This window comes from Allobosea sp., assembly GCF_048595345.1.
Classification (GTDB): Bacteria; Pseudomonadota; Alphaproteobacteria; order Rhizobiales; family Beijerinckiaceae; genus Allobosea.
In genome coordinates, this window is the sequence record NZ_JBMDWH010000144.1 from 1 (window position 1) to 3,472 (window position 3,472).

General features: G+C 67.1%; 5 protein-coding genes. All 5 read left to right on the top strand.

Features of this window, described 5'->3' with window-relative positions; genetic code table 11:
* Positions 1 to 81 precede the first annotated feature (81 nt).
* Entirely contained in the window at positions 82 to 513 is a 432-nt protein-coding gene (rpsF, locus tag ACOJTB_RS13760; protein ID WP_420103096.1) for a 30S ribosomal protein S6, read from the top strand.
* 2 nt (positions 514 to 515) lie between these two features.
* Positions 516 to 761, top strand: coding sequence for a 30S ribosomal protein S18 (rpsR, locus tag ACOJTB_RS13765; RefSeq protein ID WP_038367644.1), 246 nt, complete (start codon positions 516 to 518; stop codon positions 759 to 761).
* Between the two features lie 157 nt (positions 762 to 918).
* A complete protein-coding gene (locus ACOJTB_RS13770; RefSeq protein WP_420103097.1) occupies positions 919 to 1,863 on the top strand; it encodes a YybS family protein in 945 nt (314 codons plus the stop codon).
* Positions 1,864 to 1,888: 25 nt separating this feature from the next.
* Positions 1,889 to 2,452, top strand: a complete 564-nt coding sequence (rplI, locus tag ACOJTB_RS13775; RefSeq protein WP_420103098.1) for a 50S ribosomal protein L9 — start codon at positions 1,889 to 1,891, stop codon at positions 2,450 to 2,452.
* Positions 2,453 to 2,648: 196 nt separating this feature from the next.
* On the top strand, positions 2,649 to 3,472 hold an 824-nt coding region (locus ACOJTB_RS13780), incomplete at its 3' end, for a DnaB-like helicase N-terminal domain-containing protein (protein WP_420103099.1).

Consider the following 3,472-nt stretch of genomic DNA (forward strand, 5'->3'; position numbering starts at 1 on the left):
GAAATCCTGTCGGGCCTGTTCCAGGGCTCGGAGGGCTCCGCGCCGGGCGAAGCAGGGTGAAACAGAAAGGCCAACTCTCAAATGGCATTGTACGAGCATGTGCTGCTCGCGCGGCAGGATGTCAGCGCGCAGCAGGTCGAAACCCTCGTCGAGCAGTTCAAGGGCGTGATCGAAGCGAATGGCGGCGCCATCCGCAAGGTCGAGTACTGGGGCGTCAAGTCCCTGGGCTACCGCATCAAGAAGAACCGCAAGGCGCATTACACGCTGCTGAACATCGAGGCCCCCTCTGCCGCCGTGCTGGAGATGGAGCGTCAGATGCGCATCAACGAGGACATCCTGCGCTTCATGACCGTCAAGGTCGAGGAGCTGGAGGAAGGTCCGTCGGCCATGCTGCAGAAGCGTGACCGCGAGGACCGTCCCGAGCGTGGCGGCGACCGCTTCGATCGCGGCCCGCGCCGTGACCGCCCGCGTCGTGACGACGAAGTCACCGAAACCGCCGAAGCGGAGGCCTGAGAATGTCGACTGCATCCGCCGGCGCCCGTCGCCCCTTCTTCCGCCGCCGCAAGTCCTGCCCCTTCTCGGGCGAGGGCGCTCCGAAGATCGACTACAAGGACGTGCGTCTGCTCTCGCGCTACATCTCCGAGCGCGGCAAGATCGTCCCGTCTCGCATCACGGCCGTCTCGGCCAAGAAGCAGCGTGAGCTCGCCCAGGCGATCAAGCGCGCCCGCTTCCTCGGCCTGCTGCCCTACGTCATCCGCTGAGCGGATGTGATCATCCGGAGGTGCCCCGGCGCCTCCGGTTTTCGTTTGAACCCAGTCGCCCGGCGGTGAGACTCCCCCGGGTTCGTTGAGGCGAGACGCCTCTCACCCTGCCGGGGCCCTTCGAGGCAGCGAGCAGCGGGACAGCAGGACGAGAGTGATGATTCCGGTCGTCGGCATCGGCGCGGGCCTCGTGGCGGCCCTTTTGTTTGCAGTGGTGATCACCGGATCGCCGCTGTCCGCCCTGCTGTATTCCGCTTCCCCCCTCCCCATCTTCATCGCCGCATTGGGCTGGAACCATCGTGCCGGCCTGATCGCGACCGCCGCCGGCGCGCTCGCGGTCGCCGTGGCCCTGTCGGTGAAGGGCGGCGTCGCCTTCGCCCTCATCATCGGCCTGCCGGCCTGGTGGATCGCCTATCTCGCGCTGCTCGCCCGCACCGACGAGCGCGGCGTGCTGGAATGGTATCCGCTCGGAAAGCTGATGCTGTGGATCGCCGGCACGGCGGCGCTCGCCACCGTCGGCAGCGCGCTGGTGATGACCACCGATTACGACACCTATCGCGGCGCCGTCGCCCGCATGATCGAGACGCTGCTGAACGAGATGGTCCGCAGCCGGATGATCGCCCTGCCGGCCGACATGCCGGTGAAGGAGCTCGCGGACAGCCTGGCCCCCGCCGTGCCGCTCGGCATCGGCGCCTCCTTCGTCACCACCATCACGCTCAATCTCTGGCTGGCGGCCAAGGCGGTGGCGATCTCCGGCCGGCTGCCGCGCCCCTGGCCCTTCATTCCGGGGATGACGCTGCCGCGCGTGACGCTGCTGATCCTGCTCGGCGCCGGCGTTCTGGCCGCGCTCGGCAATTTCGTCGGCCTGGCCGCCATGGCGCTGTGCGGCGCCCTGTTCGCCGCCTTCATGTTCAGCGGGCTGTGCCTGCTGCACGACCTGTCGCGCGGCCGCTCCTGGCGGCTGCCGATGCTCATCTCGGTCTATGTCGCGCTGGTCGTGATGCAGGCCGTTCTGACACCCCTGCTCGCGCTCATCGGGCTGGCCGACACCGTGTTCGGCCTGCGCAGGCGCGCGCTACCCCCTCCACCCGCCAAATCCTGATTCCAAGACCTCAAGGAGAGACAAAATGGAAGTGATCCTGCTCGAACGAGTCGCCAAGCTCGGCCAGATGGGCGATGTCGTGCGCGTCCGCGACGGCTTCGGCCGCAATTTCCTTCTCGCCCGCGGCAAGGCGCTGCGCGCCACCGAGGACAACAAGAAGCGCTTCGAGAGCCAGAAGCTCGAGCTCGAGACCCGCAACCTCGAACTCAAGTCGGAAGCCGATGCGATCGCCGAGCGCCTCGACGGCCAGAGCGTCGTGATCCTGCGCCAGTCGGGTGAGTCCGGCGTGCTCTACGGGTCGGTCTCGACCCGCGACATCGCCGACGCGCTGGTCGCCGAGGGCTTCAAGGTGGCCCGCAGCCAGATCACGCTCAACACGCCGATCAAGACCCTCGGCCTGCACACCGTTCCGGTCGTGCTGCACCCGGAAGTCTCGGTCACCGTGACCGTCAACGTCGCCCGCTCTGCCCAGGAAGCCGACCGTCAGGCCGCCGGCGAGACCGTCACGGCCCGTGAGGAGTTCGATCTGGACGACCTCGGCCTCGAAGTCGGCGCCGCCCTGGCCGAAGCCGGCGAAGACGACCGCTGAGAGCCGGAAGGCTTTGCAGAAGGGGCGTCGCGAGCGATCGCGGCGCCTTTTTTCGTTCCGGCATCCCGGCATGAGATTGCGCTTCGCCCGGTTGTGGACGCCGCGCTGTGAAGAACGGGCACAGCTTGCCGAGGAAAATTGCGTTCTCTATATGTTCCCGTTCAACAACCGTTCCCGCTGACGTATCCAGATCGCCATGGCCCCCGTCACAGCCCTCGTCGCCCGCCTCGACAATCGCGAGGCCGACTACCGCGTCCAGCCTCACAACATCGAGGCGGAGCAGGCGCTGCTGGGCGCTATCCTGGTGAATAACGACGCCTTCTACCGCGTCTCTGACTTCCTGCTGCCCGACCATTTCTTCGAGCCGATCCACCAGCGCGTGTTCGAGCTGGTCGGCAGCATGATCCGCGCCGGCAAGCTCGCCACGCCGATTACGCTGAAGACCTTCGTCGGCGATCTCGATCTCGGCGACATCACCCCAAGCCAGTATCTCGCGCGCCTTGCGGCCGAGGCGACGACGGTCATCAACGCCGGCGACTATGGCCGCACGATCTACGACCTCGCGATCCGCCGCCAGTTGATCGGGGTCGGCGAGGACCTCGTCAACGTCGCCTATGACGCCCCCGTCGAGATGGCGCCGCGCGAGCAGATCGAGGATGCGGAGCGCAAGCTCTACGAGCTGGCGGAAAAGGGCCGCTACGAGGGCGGTTTCCAGAAATTCGACGGGGCGCTGCGCCTCGCCATCGACATGGCCGCGAGCGCCTATCAGCGCGCCGGCGGCCTTTCCGGCATCTCGACCGGCCTGCGCGATGTCGACCAGCGCATGGGCGGCCTGCAGCGCTCCGACCTTGTGGTGCTCGCCGGGCGCCCCGCCATGGGCAAGACCTCGCTCGCCACCAACATCGCCTTCAACATCGCAAAAGCCTGGCGCGGCGAGCGGCAGGAAGACGGCACGATCAAATCCGTCGATGGAGGCATCGTCGGCTTCTTCTCGCTCGAAATGTCGGCCGACCAGCTGGC

Bases quoted from the DNA above. Each gene is read 5' to 3' on its own strand.
- rpsF (WP_420103096.1), top strand. From the start codon at position 82: ATGGCATTGTACGAGCATGTGCTGCTCGCGCGGCAGGATGTCAGCGCG.
- rpsR (WP_038367644.1), top strand. From the start codon at position 516: ATGTCGACTGCATCCGCCGGCGCCCGTCGCCCCTTCTTCCGCCGCCGC.
- ACOJTB_RS13770 (WP_420103097.1), top strand. From the start codon at position 919: ATGATTCCGGTCGTCGGCATCGGCGCGGGCCTCGTGGCGGCCCTTTTG.
- rplI (WP_420103098.1), top strand. From the start codon at position 1,889: ATGGAAGTGATCCTGCTCGAACGAGTCGCCAAGCTCGGCCAGATGGGC.